Consider the following 15326-nt stretch of genomic DNA (forward strand, 5'->3'; position numbering starts at 1 on the left):
CCGTCAGGTGACGGTGGGGGCCGGTGACGGGCCGGTCAGGCCCCGCTCGGCGCGCCAGCCGTCGATGATCGCCGCCTGCAGACCGAACATCTCGGCCTTCTCGTCCGGCTCCTCGTGGTCGTACCCGAGGAGGTGGAGCACACCGTGGACGGTCAGCAGCTGGAGCTCCTCGTCCATGCTGTGCCCGGTCGGCGCCTCCTCGCCCTGCTTCTTGGCGACCTCCGGGCACAGCACGATGTCACCGAGGAGCCCCTGCGGGGGCTCCTCGTCGTCCTTGGCCGGCGGACGCAGCTCGTCCATCGGGAAGGACATGACATCGGTCGGTCCGGGCAGGTCCATCCACTGGATGTGGAGCTGCTCCATGGCCTCGGCGTCCACGACGATGACGGACAGCTCGGAGAGCGGGTGGATACGCATCCGGGCCACGGCGTAGCGGGCGACGTCCAGGATTGCCTGCTCGTCGATGTCCGTGCCGGACTCGTTGTTGACGTCGATGGACATGAGGGCGTTGCTTCTCGCTTCTCGGTGCTTGCTCGATGGGTGGGTGGCGCCTGCCGGTCGTGCGCCCGGCCGGCCGTGACCTCACGGCCGGCGGGGCTCACTCGCCGTTGCGGCTGTCGTATTTCTCGTAGGCGTCGACAATACGGCCGACCAGCTTGTGCCGGACCACGTCCTGGCTGGTGAGCAGGGAGAAGTGCACATCGTCGACGCCGTCCAGGATCTCCCGGACCTGGCGCAGACCGCTCTTGCCGCCCGGGAGGTCGACCTGGGTGACATCGCCGGTGACGACGATCTTCGAATCGAAGCCGAGGCGGGTGAGGAACATCTTCATCTGCTCGGGGTTGGTGTTCTGCGCCTCGTCGAGAATGATGAACGCGTCATTGAGCGTCCGGCCGCGCATATACGCCAGCGGCGCGACCTCGATCGTGCCCGCGGCCATCAGGCGCGGGATGGAGTCGGGGTCGAGCATGTCGTGCAGCGCGTCGTAGAGCGGGCGCAGATACGGGTCGATCTTCTCGTAGAGGGTGCCGGGCAGGAAGCCCAGCCGCTCGCCGGCCTCGACCGCGGGACGGGTCAGGATGATCCGGTTGACCTGCTTGGCCTGCAGCGCCTGCACGGCCTTGGCCATGGCGAGATAGGTCTTGCCGGTGCCCGCCGGGCCGATGCCGAAGACGACGGTGTGCTTGTCGATCGCGTCGACATAGCGCTTCTGGTTGAGGGTCTTGGGACGGATCGTCCGGCCACGGTTGGAGAGGATGTTCTGGGTGAGCACCTCGGCGGGCGTCTCGCTCACCGCGCCCTCGCCGTCCTCCGCCGCGCGCAGCATGGCGATGGAGCGTTCCACTGCGTCCTCCGTCATCGGTTGTCCGGTGCGGAGCACCAGCATCATCTCGTCGAAAAGGCGCTGGACGAGGGCGACTTCGCGGGCGTCGCCGACAGCGCTGACTTCGTTGCCCCGGACATGGATGTCGGTCGCAGGGAAGGCTTTTTCGATCACACGCAGAAGCGAGTCTCCGGAGCCCAGGACCGTCACCATCGGATGCTTGGCCGGAACGGTGAACTGGGCGCGCGCCTGCGGTTGCGTAGGTGTCTGAGTCATAGGGCGGCTCGGTGGCCTGCTCAACCCCCATCCTTTGCTCATCAGAGGTGCCGGCAGCACTCGACTCCTTGGGATACAAGAGTACGACGGGGCACCGACAAGCCCGAGGGCTTTTCCGCGGGGGCGGGCAGCCGGCCGCAGCGCGACCGTGCCGGTGCAGCTCAGGCTGGGCGCCGGAAGCCGATCGTGGGGAGCGCGCGAGCCAGCGGGGCGGGCCGGTAGGCCGCCGGCAGCACCTGGTCCAGGAAGGCGTACTGGCGGCGCAGCGCACCCGGGGCACCCGCTTCGTACCCCCTTACCTGCTGCCACCAGGCGGCGATCTCCGCCCAGCCCGGCGCGGACAGCGAACCGCCGAATTCCTGCACGGACAGCGCGGCGCTCAGCCCCGCGAAGGCCAGCCGGTCGGCGAGCGGCCAGTCGGCCAGCGTGCCGGTGACGAATCCGGCGACGAAGACATCGCCGGCTCCGGTCGGGTCCAGCGCCTCCACGGCGATGGCCGGCACCTCGGCGCTCTCGCCGGTCCGCCCGTCCACCGCGTAGGCACCCTCCGCGCCCAGCGTGACGACCGCGAGCGGCACCAGATCGGCGAGCTTGTGGGCGGCGGCGCGCGGGCAGTCCGTGCGGGTGTAGCGCATCGCCTCCTCGGCGTTGGGCAGGAACGCCTCGCAGTATTCGAGATCGGCGAGGTCGGCGGGGTCCCAGCGGCCGCTGTCGTCCCAGCCGACATCCGCGAAGATGCGGCTGCCTCGGCTCGCCGCGCAGCCCAGCCAGCCCTCCCGCCGGCCCGGTACGAGCGAGGCGATGCAGGCGCGGGACGGCGGCGGGCAGCCCGGGGCGTGCTTGCCGTCGAAGGCGAAATCGGGCGGCGGCGCCTCATGGCCGTGCGAGACCATCGTGCGCTCGCCCTCGTACGCCATGGAGACGGTGACCGGGGAGTGCCAGCCGGGGACGGTGCGTGACAGCGCCAGGTCGATGCCCTCGCCCTGCTCCAACGCCTCCCAGCAGTACTCGCCGTACTTGTCGTCGCCGAAGGCCGCCGCAAGAGAGGTGCGCAGCCCGAGCCGGGCCAGCGCGGTGGCCATATTGGCGACGCCTCCGGGGCTGGAGCCCATACCGCGGGCCCAGGATTCGGTGCCGCGGACCGGCGCGGAATCCAGGCCGGTGAAGATGATGTCCAGGAAGACCGTGCCGGTGAGATAGACATCGGTGCGCGGATCGCCATCGGCGCGCACCTCGGCGAGCGGATCCAGGGCCGGCGGCACTGCGGCCGGGCCCGCGGGCGGATGGACATCGCGTCGGCTGCTCACCGTGCTCGCCCCTCTCGTATCGGCACGTGCCGCCAGTGTGCCTGATGCTGCGGTACGTTCCGCCCCATGAGGCTCACGATTCTCGGCGGTGGCGGTTTCCGGGTGCCGCTGGTCTACCGCGCGCTGCTGGACGACCCGGCAGGCTCCGTCTCCGAGGTGGTGCTGCACGACACCGATCCGCGCCGGGTGGCGGTGATCGCCGATGTGCTGACGCGGCTGGCGCAGGGGCATCCGACGCCGGTGCCCGTACGGGTCGCGAAGGGGCTGGACGACGCGCTGGCCGGCGCCGACTTCGTCTTCTCGGCGATACGTGTGGGCGGTACGGCCGGCCGGATCCGCGACGAGCGGATCCCGCTCGCCGAGGGCGTGCTCGGCCAGGAGACGGTCGGCGCGGGCGGTGTCCTCTACGGCCTGCGGACGATCCCGGTGGCGCTGCACATCGCCGAGCGGGTCGCCGCGCTCGCCCCGGGCGCCTGGGTCATCAACTTCACCAACCCCGCGGGCATGGTCACCGAGGCGATGTCCCAGGTGCTCGGCGACCGTGTCATCGGGATCTGCGATTCACCCGTGGGGCTGGTGCGCCGGGCGGCGCGGGCGGCCGGCGCGGACCCGGCGGCCTTCGCGGACGGCCGGCTCGGCTACGACTACGTGGGGCTCAACCACCTCGGCTGGCTGCGGTCGTTGACGCTGGAGGGCACCGAGCTGCTGCCGGGGCTGCTCGCCGACGACGCGGCGCTGGCCTCCTTCGAGGAGGGCCGGCTGTTCGGCGCGGACTGGCTGCGCATCCTGGGCGCGCTCCCGAACGAGTATCTGCACTACTACTACTTCCGCCGCGAAACCCTCGACTCCGTACGGGACACCCCCGAGACCCGCGGCGAGTTCCTCGACCAGCAACAGGGCGGCTTCTTCGAGCGGGCCGCGGCGGCCGGCGGCCCGGACGCGGCGTACGCGCTGTGGGAGCGGACCCGGCTGGAGCGCGAACAGACGTATATGGCGCACAGCCGGGAGGCCAGCGGCGGCTGGCAGCGCGACAGCCACGATCTGGAGGGCGGTGGCTACGACCGGGTGGCGCTGGCCCTGATGCACGCCATCGTGGGCGACAGCGGCACCCGGTTGATCCTCAACGTCCGCAACGGCACGACGGTGCCCCAGCTGGCGCCGGACGCGATCGTGGAGACGGTGTGCGAGGTGGGCGCGCACGGCGCCCGCCCGCTGCCGTGCGCGCCGCTGCGCGAGGACCAGTTGGGGCTGATGTTGCAGGTCAAGGCGGTGGAGCGGGCGGCGGTGGAGGCCGCGACGTTCAAGGACCGGGGCGCCGCGCTGCGGGCGCTGGCGCTGCATCCGCTGGTGGACTCCCCCGCGGTGGCCGCCCGCATTCTGGAGCGGGCGGCCGACGAGGCGTGAGGGCGGGCCGGCGGGAGCCGGGCCGGGCCGCCGTCCCTGCCCGGTTGCCGCCGCTCAGTGGCCGCGCTTGAGCCACTCGTCCAGGTGCGGCGCCTCCTCCCCGATCGTCGTCGGATCGCCGTGTCCGGTGCGTACCACCGTCTCCGGCGGCAGGGTCAGCAGCCGGTCGCGGATCGAGGCGACGATCGTCGGGAAGTCCGAGAAGGACCGGCCGGTGGCGCCCGGGCCGCCCTGGAAGAGGGTGTCGCCGGTGAAGACGGTGCCCAGGTCGGGCGCGTAGAGGCAGACCGCGCCGGGGGCATGGCCCGGGGTGTGCAGCACGGTCAGATCCGTACCGGCAATCGTCAGGACCTGCCCCTCCGCCAGCTCCGCGTCCGGCGCCGTGTCCGGGTGGGTCTGCTTCCACAACGGCAGGTCGGCGGGGTGCAGATGGATCCGGGCGCCGGTGCGGTTGGCCAGCGCCGGGGCGGCGTCGATGTGGTCGTTGTGCGCATGGGTGCAGATGATCGCGCGCAGCGTCCGGCCGTCGAGGGCCCGGAGGATGGCGTCGGCGTCATGGGCGGCGTCGATGACGATCGCCTCGTCGTCGTCGCCGACGATCCATACGTTGTTGTCGACGTCCCAGGTGCCGCCGTCGAGCGAGAAGGTTCCGGAGGTGACCAGGTGGTCGATGCGGGCCGCCATCAGAACGTCACCACCGAACGCAGGACATCGCCCGCATGCATCCGCTCGAAGGCCTGCTCCACGTCCTCGATGCCGATGGTCTCGGTGACGAAGGCGCCGAGGTCGATGCGCCCCTGCTGGTGGAGGTCGATCAGCATCGGGAAGTCGCGGGAGGGCAGACAGTCGCCGTACCAGGAGGACTTGAGGGCGCCGCCGCGGCCGAAGACGTCCAGCAGGGGAAGTTCCAGGGTCATCTCCGGGGTGGGGACACCCACCAGGACGACGGTTCCGGCCAGGTCGCGGGCGTAGAACGCCTGCTTGTACGTCTCGGGGCGGCCGACCGCGTCGATGACGACATCCGCACCGAAGCCGCCGGTCAGCTCGCGGATCGCCTCGACGGGGTCGGTGGTGCGGGAGTTGAGGGTGTGGGTGGCACCCATGGAGCGTGCGGTCTCCAGCTTGCGGTCGTCGATGTCCACCGCGATGATCTTGGCCGCACCGGCCAGCCGGGCACCCACCACGGCCGCGTCGCCGACGCCGCCGCAGCCGATCACGGCCACCGAGTCGCCCCGCCCGACGCCACCGGTGTTGAGGGCGGCGCCGATGCCCGCCATCACACCGCAGCCCAGCAGCCCCGCCACCGCGGGCGAGACCTCCGGGTCGACCTTGGTGCACTGGCCGGCGGCGACCAGCGTCTTGTCGGCGAAGGCGCCGATGCCGAGCGCGGGGCTCAGCTCGGTGCCGTCCTTCAGCGTCATCTTCTGCTGTGCGTTGTGCGTATCGAAGCAGTACTGGGGACGCCCGCGCAGACAGGCCCGGCACTGTCCGCACACCGCACGCCAGTTGAGGATGACGAAGTCGCCCGGCGCCACCTCCGTGACCCCGGCGCCGACCGACTCCACCACCCCGGCCGCCTCGTGGCCGAGCAGGAACGGGAAGTCGTCGTTGATGCCGCCCTGCTTGTAGTGCAGATCGGTGTGGCACACCCCGCACGCCTGGATCTTCACCACGGCCTCGCCGGGACCCGGATCCGGCACCAGGATCGTCTCCACCCGGACCGGTTCGTTCTTCCCCGGCGCAATGACGCCGCGCACTTCCTGTGCCATCGGAACAGCCCCTTTCAAAGATCACGTACGGGACCACTGTGGCGCACCGCCACTCAGCCGTGCCTCACCGTACGCGGGCGGGGCGACCGCGCACAGGACCCCGGCCGGGTCCATGATCTCCGCTGCCCGGTCCCGGCCGCGCGCCCGCTCGTTGCGCCCGCCGCCGCGGACCGGCGCGGCTGAGGAGCAGGGGCGGGCCCGCCCCGGGGTCACCAGCGCGGAACGGTGGGGGCGGTCCAGTCCGGGTCGGCGCGCCGCATGGCGGCGGCGTCGTCGCGGTCGCGGAGGCCGCCGTCGTCGGCCAGCCAGCGGCGGTGCAGCGTGGCGAGCCGCTCGCGGTCGAGTTCGACGCCGAGGCCGGGGGCGTCGCAGACGTCCAGCCCGCCGTCGCGGAAGGTGAGCCGCTCGGTGAGGACGTCCTCGGTCTGCCAGGGGTAGTGGCTGTCGCAGGCGTGGTCGAGGTTGGGCACGGTCGCCGCGACCTGGGTCATCGCGGCGAGGCTGATCCCCAGATGGGTGTTGGAGTGCATGGACAGGCCGACACCGAAGGTGCGGCAGACGGCGGCGAGTTCACGGGTGTTGCGCAGCCCGCCCCAGTAGTGGTGATCGGAGAGCACGACCTGGACGGCGCCGCGGGTGAAGGCCTCGGCGATCTCGTCGAAGGTCGTGACGCACATATTGGTGGCGAGCGGGAGCGGCGTGGCGGCGGCCACCTCCGCCATCCGGTCCGTGCCGCTCGCCGGGTCCTCCAGGTATTCCAGGACGTCTTGCAGCTCGTCCGCGACCGTCAGCGAAGTCGCCACCGTCCAGGCGCCGTTCGGGTCGAGCCGTAGCGGCCGCCCGGGGAACTCGGCGGCCAGCGCCTTGACCGCCGCCACCTCCTGCGCGGGTTCGAAGACCCCGCCCTTGAGCTTGAAGGACGTGAAGCCGTAGGTGTCGGCGAACCGGCGGGCCTGTGCGACGACGCCGGCCGGGTCGAGCGCCGCGCCCCAGTCGTCGCGCTCGCCGCGGCCGCCCGGGTGCTCGGCCCACCGGTAGAAGAGATAGGCGCTGTACTCCACGCGGTCGCGGACCTTGCCGCCGAGCAGGGCGTGGACGGGCAGTCCGGTGGCCCGGCCCCAGGCGTCGAGGCAGGCGACCTCGAATCCGGAGAGGACCGAGAGCCGCAGCTTGTCGGCGGTCTGTACGCCGCGCAGCCCGCCGACGTCCACGGCGTCGACACCGGTCGCGGCCGGCGAGTCACCGCACACCTCGGCGGCGAGGGTGGGCAGCCCGTTCAGATCCGTGACCGACCGGCCGATCAGCGCAGTGGCCAACGGGCGGGCCAGATCAAGGTATTTGGTGTCCCCGTAGGTCTCGCCGAGCCCGGTGGTGCCGCCCTCGGTGATCAGCTCGATGATCAGCCGGGGGGTGTACGGCTGGTGTACTCCCTGGGTGTTCAGCAGCGGCGGATCGGCCACCAGGATCGGGGTGAGCCGGACCTCGGTGATGGTGAGGCCGTTCTTGGAGTCGGTCATCCGGGGGCTCCTACGAGGTCGACGGCGCTGGTTCCCTGCGCCTGTGCACGTGTGCCACTGTCCCGCTGTTTTCATATGTAGATGACGTCTGCAAATGCAGAAGGAGGTTACGGAGCGCGCTTCCCGGCCGTCAATACCCGTGACCGCAACGGCGCAGGGGCGCAACGGGCCCGCCCCGCCGAGCCTTTACCAACCGTTGAATCTCCGCGCGTAGATACGGAAATGAGGCTCTGTTAGACCTACCTGAGTCCACACTCATGCCAGTTGAAGGAGCCGCGCATGCCCCGTCCCGCCCTCTCCCGCCGCGCCCGCCTCGGCGCCACAACGGTCGCCGCCGTCGTCGCCGGTACCGCCGTGTTCGGCATCGGCCAGGCCACCGCCGAACACTCCGTGCCGCGCACCGACAAGGAGATCCCCAACCTCACTCAGGTGCAGGACAAGATCAAGGCGTACTACGGCGACACGGTGACGGCCGACGGAGAGCACTACGCCTCCCCGCACAGCAACTACGCCCGCCAGGTCCGCGGCATAGAGGCCAAGGCCCGCACCTACCTGTCCAAGGCGCTCGCGCGGCACTCCAAGAACGGCAAGCAGGCCAGGCCCGCCATCGTCCTCGACATGGACGACACCACCCTGCTCACCTACAACTACGAGCTCCAGGTGGGCTTCCACTTCACCCCGGAGAGCCAGGACAAGTACCTCGCGAACACCGACATGGACCCGGTCTTCGGCATGGACCGGCTCGTCAACTGGGCGCACGACAAGGGCGCCGAGGTCTTCTTCATCACCGGCCGCAAGGAGGCGCAGCGCGACTGGAGCGTGCGCAACCTCAAGAACGTCGGCTACGGCGTGCCGCTGGACCGCACGCACGTCTACCTGAAGGACAAGGAGCACCCGCCGGCGTACCTGCCCTGCGGTGCCACCTGCACGACCGTCGAGTACAAGTCGGGCACCCGCAAGCACATCGAGTCCCTCGGCTACAACATCGTCGCCAACTTCGGGGACCAGTACAGCGATCTGAACGGCGGCGCCGGGGACCGGACGTTCAAGCTGCCGAACCCGATGTACTTCCTTCCGTAGCCGTAGCCCGTAGCCGCAGCCCGTATGCCGGGCGCTCAGCGCCGTTTGGGCAGGGGCACGCGCAGCAGGTCCTGGGCGATGGTCAATTCGCCGGTGTAGCCCGCTGCGCGTGCCTGCCGCTCGAACTCCATGGGGTCGGCGTAGCGCTGCGAGAAGTGCGTCAGCACAAGATGCCGTACGCCCGCCCCGGCGGCCACTTCCGCGGCCTGCCCGGCGGTCAAGTGGCCGTGGTCCACCGCCAGTTGGATGTCCTCGTCCAGGAACGTCGACTCGATGACGAGCATGTCCACCCCCTCCGCGAGCGCATGCACGCCCTCGCACAGCCGGGTGTCCATGACGAACGCGAACCGCTGGCCGGGGCGCTCCTCGCTCACCTCGTCGAGGGTGACGCCGTTCAGCTCGCCGAGCCGCTGGAGGCGCCCGATGTCCGGCCCGGTGATGCCGTGTGCCGCCAGCCGCTCCGGCAGCATCCGCCGCGAGTCCGGCTCCACGAGGCGGTAGCCGTAGGACTCGACGGGGTGCGAGAGCCGGCGCGCCTCCAGGACGTACGACTTCGAGCGGTCCAGCTCGCCGTCGACGGCGACCGGCCGCTGGACCAGCCGGACCGTCTCGCGGTACGCGGTGGCATAGCGCAGCCGGTCGAAGAAGTGCTGCCCGCTGGCCGGGTAGTGCGCGGTGATCGGGTGCGGCACCCGGTCCAGGTTGATCCGCTGGATCACCCCGGCCAGGCCCAGCGAGTGGTCACCGTGGAAGTGCGTGACGCAGATCCGGTTGAGGTCGTGGGCCGCGACCCCGGCGCGCAGCATCTGGCGCTGCGTTCCCTCGCCGGGGTCGAAGAGCAGCCCTTGGCCGTCCCACCGCAGCAGATAGCCGTTGTGGTTGCGGTGCCGGGTGGGCACCTGGCTTGCGGTGCCGAGGACGACCAGTTCACGTACGGACACGAGCGGTTATCCGGGGGGCCACTGGAGGCCGCGGCCGCCGAGCACGTGCAGATGTGCGTGGAAGACGGTCTGGCCCGCGCCGGCGCCGGTGTTGAAGACGACCCGGTAGCCCCGGTCCTCGACCTTGTCCTCGGCAGCGACCTCGCGGGACTCACGCAGTATGTCGGCGATGATCTGCGGTTCGGCGGCGGCGAGGGTCGCGGCGTCCGGGTAGTGCACCTTGGGGATCACCAGAACGTGCGTCGGTGCCTGGGGGTTGATGTCGCGGAACGCGACGGTGGTCTCGGTCTCCCGGACGATGGTCGCCGGCACCTCCCCTGCCACGATCTTGCAGAACAGGCAGTCGGCCTGCGGTTCTCCCGCCACCGGTGGCTCCTCCCGGGTCATCCGTCCTACGCACGGTGCGTACGGCCTCGGATGCTACCGGGCGACCCCGACGGGGCGTCGCAGCGGCCGTGGGCCGGAGGGGCGGCTCCCCGTCCCACCCGCCCGTGCGCCGGGAGGGGCGCCCCCGACCCGGCCGGGGCGGATCGGCAGGGCGCGGGGCCCGAGGATCACTAAGCTGGCCCGCAGAACAGCTTTCGCCCACAACCGGGAGTTATGCACCATGGCAACCACGCGCACCGCCAAGACCCACTGGGAAGGCAACCTCCTGGAGGGCAAGGGCACCGTCGCCCTGGAGTCCTCCAAGGTCGGTACGTACGACGTGAACTGGCCCGCCCGCGCGGAGCAGCCCAACGGCGTCACCAGCCCCGAGGAGCTCATCGCGGCGGCCCACTCCTCCTGCTACTCCATGGCCTTCTCGCACGGCCTGGCGGGCAAGGGCTACACCGTCGCGGCCCTGGACACCCAGGCCGATGTCACCTTCCAGCCCGGTGAGGGCATCACCGCCATCGCACTGACCGTCAGGGCCAGCGTCCCCGGTCTGTCCGAGGAGGAGTTCCAGGCGGCGGCCCAGGACGCCAAGGCCAACTGCCCGGTGAGCCAGGCGCTGGCGGGCGTCAAGAACATCACGCTGGACGCCGCACTGGTCTGACGGGAGGCCGGCCGGGCCGGTCCCCTGTAGGTGAACGGCGGTGCGCCGACGGGCCTCTGAGGGCCGGTCGGCGCACCGCCGCGTTGTCAGTGGCTCATGCCACGATCTTTTCGTACGGACGGCACACCGCCGCTCCGTGGACGGCCGCACGCCCGCTCCGCGAAGGGATCCACCACGTGACCACCAGCTCCTCCACCGCGCTCCGCCAGGCACTGCGGCTCGCCGGTCCGGATACCGCCGATGCGCTGGCCGAGCGGTTGCGCCCGGAGCTGCTGGCCGCGCTGTCCGACCGGTTCGGGCTGCCGGAAGAGGTCGTGGCCGAGCTGATCGGACCGGGCGGTGCGGCGCTGCGCGCCGCGATGGCCGCCGATCACGAGGCGTTCTTCCTGCGGGCGGCGGAGACCGGCGACCCGGCGATCGCCCGCGCCCTGTGGGACGCGCGGTACCGCCCCGCCTCGCAGCACCCGCGGCGTGTGAAGGACATCCCGGGCCTGCTGGCGGCGGTTCTGCGCGCCGCCGACCCGTCGGACCCGCGCTGGTACGAGGAGGACGGGCTCGTTCCGCTGCTCCAGGAGGAGGCGACCGGAGTCGAACTCGCACCGGCGCTGACCGGCCCGTTCCCCGCGCTGATCGCCTACTCCCTGGTCCGGCTGGCGCCGAACCTCCCGCTGCCGGCCGCGCTCGACTCCGGTATCGCCCTGGCGCAACTCGCCGGTGGCGAAGGGCTCGCCGCGTTCGTCCGTGCCGTCGAGGAGGCCTCGGACATCGATCTGGGCCACCCCGGACTGCTGGATCTGATGCGGGCGGCCGCGGCCGCCGCCGACCCGGAATCCTTCCTGCGCGAGCACCGCCCGGCCGGCGAGTGGGCCGACCCCGCCGCGTTGCAGGCGCTGCTGATGGTCCGGGACGGCCACGGCCCTTTGACGAAGCCCGACGGCCTCGACTGGGAGCTCGTCCGGCGCGAGCACGCCCGCCTGCCCTTGGGGACGGAGACCCGCCGTGGCTCGAGATATCAGAGCGGCAACCGGCTGCTCGGGCTCATCGGGTGGGAGGGCTGCCCCCACGACCTGGTCATGGAGAGCTTCCGCGAGCACCCGGCGATCACCGCGCGGCTCGCCGCCGAGCTGCCCTTCGAGGCGCTGGTGGGGGCCGAGGCCCGGGCGGGCACACTGGACTTCGAGGAGTTTCTCGGGCGCGGCATCCGCGAGGGCCGGCTGTCCGTGGACCGCGTCCTGACCGAAGTGACGCCGGCGGCCGAGGTGCTCCGTGCGCTGCCGTACGACCACGAGCCGACCCGCAAGGCCCTCACCGCCCTGGCCGACCGGCTCGGCATGGACCCGGTCAACTGGCTGACGTGCTACGCGCGGACGGGGCGCGCCCGGGGCAGCGTCGCCGAGCTGATCGCCGACGCCGCCTCGGCCACCTCTCGCAAGAAGCGCAACACCACCTGGCCGCATCCGCTGGAGGCGGTGTTCCCCGCAACCGCCCCCGAGGCGTCCCGGGCCGCGTTCCTCCGCCTCTTCGAGTGCGCCTCCCAGAAGGCGCAGATCGCCGTCGTACCGCACTTCGACGCGCGGGCCGTGCAGCACCTCCTGGTGTACGGCGATCCCGCCCCGGCCGTCCGGGATGCGGTGGTGGCCGCCCATGGTGTGTCGGCGCCGGTCTCACAGGCCTCCACCGATTCCCTCTCCCCCGAACAGCTCGCCCACCTCCTCGATCTCGACGAACCGCGGGTGGACGCCGCTCTCTTCCTCCACTGCCGCATCGACCAGCAGGAGCGGGAGCGGATGCTCGCCGGCCGGCTGCGCGGCGGTGGCACCCGCACCGTCCCCGACGAGCTGCTGCGGGTGCTGGACGAGGTCAACCTCGGCCATTACCGGCACTGGCTCGTCGCGGGCCTGGAATCCGGTGACCTGGGCGTGGCCCGCAAGATCATGGAGCGGCTGAAGCTCCGGGTACCGGCGGCCCGGCTGCGGCTGCTGATCGCTGTATGGGAGCGCAGCGGGCCCGACGCGGTGCGCGAGATCCTGGCGATGGACCGGCTCCCGGTCACCCTGCGCCGGCAGACCGAGCAGGCCCTGGACGCCCCCGACGGCCTGGCGCGGCTGCGCGCCCGGCTGGCCGCCGAGGAGGACCCGGCCAAGCTGGTGGCGTTCCTCAACACGACCCCGGCCTACGACGCCGGCCAGCGGCCGCACAAGCTGACCGGCGACGGCATCGCGCTCCCCTGGGCGGCGCTGCTGGAGGCGTACCGGTCCGGCGAGCTGACCCTCGGGCTCCCGGAGGCGCTCGCGGAGCGCGCCGACTGCCCGCGCGAGCTGCTGCTGGAACTCCTGGCCCACACCCCCGAGGACAGTCACTACCACCACTCGTGCATCCAGCCGGCCCTCGACCGCGGCGCGCTCACCCCCGAGGACCTGCTGACCCGCTCGGCCCCCGCGCGGACGGCCCTGTCCCACCTCATACGCGCCCTCAACTCCCCCGGCCGGCAAGAAGACCGGCAGAAGCTGCGGGCGTACGCCGCCACACTGACCGATGAGCATCTGGGCACCGACGTCGAGGCCTGGACGGTCTGCCTCCGGCTTCTGCCGACGTTCGCCGGCAGCCTCACGGAGCTGGTCGCGACGGCGGGCGCGATCGCGCGGCCGGCCGACTGAGCGGCGCGGGACGGCCTTCGGGGCGGTCCCGCGACAGACTCTTGGCCCTGTCGGCCATGGTCCGCCCGACAGGCTCCAGGGCCTGTCCGGTGGATCAGGGCCGGCCAGGCCCTAGTTCCAGCGCCCCGTGCGCCCCAGCAGGAGGGCCGTCGCCGCGGTGCCTGCCGTGGAGGTGCGCAGGACGGTCGGGCCGAGGCGGTAGGGCTGGGCGCCGGCCTCGGCGAAGGCGGCGAGCTCCTCCGGGGAGACGCCGCCCTCGGGCCCGACGACGAGCACGATGCGGCCGGTGGCGGGGAGTTCGGCGGTGGCGAGCGGGGAGCTGCCCTCCTCGTGGAGGACGGCCGCGAAGTCGGCGTCGGCGAGCAGCGCCGCCACCTGCTTCGTCGTCAGCGGGTCAGCGACCTCGGGGAAGGTCAGCCGGCGCGACTGCTTGCCCGCCTCGCGGGCCGTGGCGCGCCATTTGCCCAGCGATTTGGCGGCCCGCTCGCCCTTCCACTGGGTGACGCAACGCGCCGCCGGCCAGGGCACGATGACGTCCACACCGGTCTCGGTCATCGTCTCGACGGCCAGCTCGCCCCGGTCGCCCTTGGGCAGCGCCTGGACAACGGTGATCGTGGGGTTCGGCGGGTCCTCGGTGCGCAGCTCCGCGACCGCGACGGTGAGCCGGTCCTTGCCCTCCACGGCGGCGACCGTGCCCTGGGCGCCGGCCCCGTGGCCGTCCGTCAGCACCACCTCTTCACCGACCCGCAGCCGGCGCACCGAGACCGCGTGCCGGCCCTCGGGGCCGTCCAGGGTCAGCGTGGCGCCGGCTCGTACGTCCGCGAGTGAGTCGACGAGGAAGACCGGCGCGGTCATGAGGCGCTGCCGGCGTGAGGGAGGTTCAACGCGGCGCGCGCGGCGTCGAGTTCGGCCGCCAGGACCTCCACGAGCTGCCCGGCGGGCATCTCCCGCGCCAGCCGGTGCCCCTGCCCCGCCCAGAGGTTCAGGCCCTGCGCGTCGCCCGCCTTGGCCGCGGCCTTGCGCACGGTGGAGGTGAGGTAGTGGACGGCGGGATAGGCGGCGGGCGCGTACGGGCCGTGCTCGCGCATGAAGCGGTTCACCAGCCCGCGGGCCGGCCGCCCGGAGAACGCCCGGGTCAACTCGGTATGGGTGAACAGGGGGTTGGTCAGCGCCTGCTTGTGCAGCGGATTGGCGCCCGACTCGGGGGTGGCGAGGAAGGCGGTGCCCAGCTGCGCCATCGACGCCCCGGCGGCCAGCACCGCCGCGATCTGCGCCCCGCGCATCAGCCCGCCCGCGGCGATCACCGGGATCTGCACGGCCTCGCGGACCTGGCCGAGCAGCGCCAGCAGCCCCAGCCCCGCGCCGGTCCCGTCCGCGTGCGGATCGTCCCGGTGGGTGCCCTGGTGGCCGCCCGCCTCCACGCCCTGCACACACACCGCGTCCGCCCCCGACCACTGCGCGGCCTGCGCCTCGGCCGCCGTGGTGACCGTGACGACCGTGTACGTACCGACCTTGGCGAAGGCGTCGAGGACGGCGCGCGAGGGGCAGCCGAAGGTGAAGGAGACCACCGGCACCGGGTCCTCCCGCAGGATCGCGAGCTTGGCCTCGTAGTTGTCGTCGGAGGGCCCGTCGGTGTCACCGAGCTCGGTCTCGTACCAGGCGGCCTCGCCGGCGAGCTGTTCGCGGTAGACCTCGACGACGGAGCTGTCGGCCAGGGAGGGCTGCGGCATGAAGAGATTGACACCGAAGGGCCGGTCGGTCAGCCCGCGCAGCTGTTTGATCTCCTGATACATGCCGTCGGCGGTCTTGTAACCGGCGGCAAGGAAGCCGAGACCGCCGGCGCCGCAGACGGCGGCGGCAAGCTCGGGTCCGGAGCCGCCTCCCGCCATCGGGGCCTGCACGATCGGGTAGCGGCAGAGATCGGTCGGTGCGGTGGGCATGAGCACATCGTGTCACGCCCACCGCCTCGTCCCGAACCCGGGCGGGCTCGACCTACCGCCCGGTATGGCGTCCTC

The 15326-nt window shown here is 72.0% G+C and carries 15 protein-coding genes; 4 read left to right on the forward strand and 11 right to left on the reverse strand.

From position 1 onward, the window contains the following. Positions 1 to 3: 3 nt before the first annotated feature. From ybeY to KI385_RS15985, 3 genes are all read right to left on the reverse strand, one after another. A complete protein-coding gene (gene ybeY, locus KI385_RS15975) occupies positions 4 to 501 on the reverse strand; it encodes an rRNA maturation RNase YbeY (RefSeq protein ID WP_128506079.1) in 498 nt (165 codons plus the stop codon). A gap of 97 nt (positions 502 to 598) precedes the next feature. Then, positions 599 to 1600: a PhoH family protein gene (locus KI385_RS15980; protein ID WP_238572884.1), complete on the reverse strand. Its 1002-nt coding sequence runs from the start codon at positions 1598 to 1600 to the stop codon at positions 599 to 601. A 161-nt stretch (positions 1601 to 1761) separates the two neighbouring features. Next, complete coding sequence (locus tag KI385_RS15985; RefSeq protein ID WP_238572885.1) at positions 1762 to 2907, reverse strand: carbohydrate kinase family protein; 1146 nt, start codon at positions 2905 to 2907, stop codon at positions 1762 to 1764. A gap of 66 nt (positions 2908 to 2973) precedes the next feature. Between KI385_RS15985 and KI385_RS15990 the strand changes: the two genes are divergently transcribed. Further along, positions 2974 to 4311, forward strand: coding sequence for a family 4 glycosyl hydrolase (locus KI385_RS15990; protein WP_238572886.1), 1338 nt, complete (start codon positions 2974 to 2976; stop codon positions 4309 to 4311). A gap of 54 nt (positions 4312 to 4365) precedes the next feature. Here the strand turns inward: KI385_RS15990 and KI385_RS15995 are convergent, their stop codons facing one another. The 4 genes from KI385_RS15995 to KI385_RS16010 are packed head-to-tail and all read right to left on the reverse strand — an operon-like array spanning position 4366 to position 7597. Further along, entirely contained in the window at positions 4366 to 4995 is a 630-nt protein-coding gene (locus KI385_RS15995) for an MBL fold metallo-hydrolase (protein ID WP_238572887.1), read from the reverse strand. After that, complete coding sequence (locus KI385_RS16000) at positions 4995 to 6080, reverse strand: S-(hydroxymethyl)mycothiol dehydrogenase (RefSeq protein WP_238572888.1); 1086 nt, start codon at positions 6078 to 6080, stop codon at positions 4995 to 4997. Before KI385_RS16000 ends, KI385_RS15995 begins: the two co-directional genes overlap by 1 nt. 21 nt (positions 6081 to 6101) lie before the next feature. Next, positions 6102 to 6293, reverse strand: coding sequence for a hypothetical protein (locus KI385_RS16005; protein WP_238572889.1), 192 nt, complete (start codon positions 6291 to 6293; stop codon positions 6102 to 6104). Next, a complete protein-coding gene (locus KI385_RS16010) occupies positions 6290 to 7597 on the reverse strand; it encodes a glucarate dehydratase family protein (RefSeq protein ID WP_238572890.1) in 1308 nt (435 codons plus the stop codon). The genes KI385_RS16005 and KI385_RS16010 overlap by 4 nt, the downstream gene beginning before the upstream one ends. A gap of 279 nt (positions 7598 to 7876) precedes the next feature. Between KI385_RS16010 and KI385_RS16015 the strand changes: the two genes are divergently transcribed. Further along, a complete protein-coding gene (locus tag KI385_RS16015) occupies positions 7877 to 8677 on the forward strand; it encodes an HAD family acid phosphatase (protein ID WP_238572891.1) in 801 nt (266 codons plus the stop codon). A gap of 35 nt (positions 8678 to 8712) precedes the next feature. Here KI385_RS16015 and KI385_RS16020 read toward each other — a convergent pair whose 3' ends face one another. Together KI385_RS16020 and KI385_RS16025 are read right to left on the reverse strand one after the other, a co-directional pair. After that, positions 8713 to 9618 carry a ribonuclease Z gene (locus KI385_RS16020; RefSeq protein ID WP_238572892.1) on the reverse strand — a complete coding sequence of 302 codons (906 nt, stop codon included), beginning with the start codon at positions 9616 to 9618 and terminating at the stop codon, positions 8713 to 8715. Positions 9619 to 9624: 6 nt separating this feature from the next. Further along, positions 9625 to 9984 carry a histidine triad nucleotide-binding protein gene (locus KI385_RS16025; RefSeq protein ID WP_238572893.1) on the reverse strand — a complete coding sequence of 120 codons (360 nt, stop codon included), beginning with the start codon at positions 9982 to 9984 and terminating at the stop codon, positions 9625 to 9627. 241 nt (positions 9985 to 10225) lie between these two features. Between KI385_RS16025 and KI385_RS16030 the strand changes: the two genes are divergently transcribed. Both KI385_RS16030 and KI385_RS16035 read left to right on the forward strand, forming a co-directional pair. Beyond that, a complete protein-coding gene (locus KI385_RS16030; protein ID WP_128506056.1) occupies positions 10226 to 10654 on the forward strand; it encodes an OsmC family protein in 429 nt (142 codons plus the stop codon). Between the two features lie 176 nt (positions 10655 to 10830). Then, a complete protein-coding gene (locus KI385_RS16035) occupies positions 10831 to 13311 on the forward strand; it encodes a hypothetical protein (RefSeq protein ID WP_238572894.1) in 2481 nt (826 codons plus the stop codon). A gap of 111 nt (positions 13312 to 13422) precedes the next feature. Here KI385_RS16035 and KI385_RS16040 read toward each other — a convergent pair whose 3' ends face one another. Then, entirely contained in the window at positions 13423 to 14166 is a 744-nt protein-coding gene (locus tag KI385_RS16040) for a 16S rRNA (uracil(1498)-N(3))-methyltransferase (protein ID WP_238572895.1), read from the reverse strand. Further along, the gene (locus KI385_RS16045) at positions 14163 to 15251 is read right to left on the reverse strand and encodes a nitronate monooxygenase (RefSeq protein ID WP_238572896.1); all 1089 of its coding nucleotides are present in this window, start codon (positions 15249 to 15251) and stop codon (positions 14163 to 14165) included. The genes KI385_RS16040 and KI385_RS16045 overlap by 4 nt, the downstream gene beginning before the upstream one ends. Positions 15252 to 15326: the final 75 nt, after the last annotated feature.

This window comes from Streptomyces inhibens (genome assembly GCF_022221585.1).
GTDB lineage: Bacteria > Actinomycetota > Actinomycetes > Streptomycetales > Streptomycetaceae > Streptomyces > Streptomyces inhibens.

What these genes read in the sequence shown, in the direction of transcription:
- ybeY (WP_128506079.1), bottom strand. Translation starts at nt 501, where the DNA reads ATGTCCATCGACGTCAACAACGAGTCCGGCACGGACATCGACGAGCAG.
- KI385_RS15980 (WP_238572884.1), bottom strand. Translation starts at nt 1,600, where the DNA reads ATGACTCAGACACCTACGCAACCGCAGGCGCGCGCCCAGTTCACCGTT.
- KI385_RS15990 (WP_238572886.1), top strand. Translation starts at nt 2,974, where the DNA reads ATGAGGCTCACGATTCTCGGCGGTGGCGGTTTCCGGGTGCCGCTGGTC.
- KI385_RS15995 (WP_238572887.1), bottom strand. Translation starts at nt 4,995, where the DNA reads ATGGCGGCCCGCATCGACCACCTGGTCACCTCCGGAACCTTCTCGCTC.
- KI385_RS16000 (WP_238572888.1), bottom strand. Translation starts at nt 6,080, where the DNA reads ATGGCACAGGAAGTGCGCGGCGTCATTGCGCCGGGGAAGAACGAACCG.
- KI385_RS16010 (WP_238572890.1), bottom strand. Translation starts at nt 7,597, where the DNA reads ATGACCGACTCCAAGAACGGCCTCACCATCACCGAGGTCCGGCTCACC.
- KI385_RS16015 (WP_238572891.1), top strand. Translation starts at nt 7,877, where the DNA reads ATGCCCCGTCCCGCCCTCTCCCGCCGCGCCCGCCTCGGCGCCACAACG.
- KI385_RS16030 (WP_128506056.1), top strand. Translation starts at nt 10,226, where the DNA reads ATGGCAACCACGCGCACCGCCAAGACCCACTGGGAAGGCAACCTCCTG.
- KI385_RS16040 (WP_238572895.1), bottom strand. Translation starts at nt 14,166, where the DNA reads ATGACCGCGCCGGTCTTCCTCGTCGACTCACTCGCGGACGTACGAGCC.
- KI385_RS16045 (WP_238572896.1), bottom strand. Translation starts at nt 15,251, where the DNA reads ATGCCCACCGCACCGACCGATCTCTGCCGCTACCCGATCGTGCAGGCC.